We start from the raw sequence: 1,228 nt of genomic DNA on the forward strand, positions 1-1,228 counted from the left end.
TTATCTTCGGCACCCGCCGGTGCCGGGGTTTTGCTTCTCCTTGCCGCCGTCCCCGGCGGCCTCCTTGGCATCGCCGCCGTACCGCTCCTGCAGGCCGGACAGCAGGTAGAACACCTTGCCGCTCGGCAGCCCGTCCCCGGGCGTGATCAGGAATTCGCCCCCGTCCCACTCCACCGCGAGGCTCGCGCCCCCGTTTTCCCGCAGCGCGCGCAGCACGAAGTCGGGCAGCCGGGTGTAGCCCCCGGCCCTGGCTGTGACGGTTTCGCCGTCGCCGGCCTCCCCGATCCTCCCGGCGACCCTCCGCCAGAAGCCGGTCTCGTCTTCGCTAAAGCGGCTGGAGTCCTCGTAGGGCGCGTCCCGGCTCTCCCGCCGCCGGGCCGGAGCCGGGGCCGGCGGCGGGGCAGGGGGCGGGCCCTCGACATGTAGCCAGCTCTCGCCCGCATAGGTCCCCGTCTCCACCGCCGAGGCCTCGTCTGCCCCGGCCCAGAGGCGCATCCCCTCCGAGAGCTCGATCCCGCCGTCGAGGTCTACGGCCGGTGTTCCCGGCGTGCCGCTCTCCGCCGTCAGGCGCCCGCCGCCGCGCGGCAGCAGGCTCCCCTCGTTCGCTATGCCTGTTGCGGGGTCTTTGGAAAATATGGTCCCCTGCACCAGGTTTTCCCCCTCGAGCTCCAGCGTGCTGCGCCCGGTGGGGAAACCGATGCTCCCCAACGACGCGCCCGAGAGGGAGAGCCGCCGCGCCCCCGGCTCCCAGCGCCCGGAGCCGCCGCCCGGCGTCCTGATCCCGGTGTCGACAAAACAACCGTTCAGGAAGACCGGGACGACGCCGTCATTGTCGATGCGCACCTCGAAATCGGGCGAGAGGATTTCGACCACCGGGCCGTAGGAGTAGATCCCCGCATACTTCCCCACGGCAAAGCCCCCGGCCCCCGGCCCGATTTTCAAACTGCCGGAAGGGCCGACCCAAATTCCGCTGACATCCCCCTCGGCCTCCAGGCGGCCGCCGCGCACCTCCGAGGCCCCGAGCGCCATGAGGCCGTTCGCTGCTGCGCCGCGCAGCGCAAGGCGGCCGCTCTCCTGCAAAAAGCCGCCGATGCAGTACAGCCCGCCGCCCTTTCCCTCGGCGGACAGGCTCCCCGTGCCGCGCACCGTGAGGTCTCCAACTGCCCACACACCCCAGTATCCCATGCCCGAGGCCGAGATGCGGCTCTCGCCCTCGAGCACCAGCGTC

The 1,228-nt window shown here is 71.6% G+C and carries 1 protein-coding gene; it reads right to left on the reverse strand.

Annotated features, from left to right (window positions below):
- Positions 1-1,228 (reverse strand): hypothetical protein (locus EDD78_RS14075; RefSeq protein WP_207668690.1); only part of this gene is annotated, 1,228 nt, incomplete at its 5' end.

Origin of the sequence: Harryflintia acetispora, from assembly GCA_004340125.1 — a bacterium.
In the GTDB taxonomy this organism is placed as follows: Bacteria; Bacillota; Clostridia; order Oscillospirales; family Ruminococcaceae; genus Harryflintia; species Harryflintia acetispora.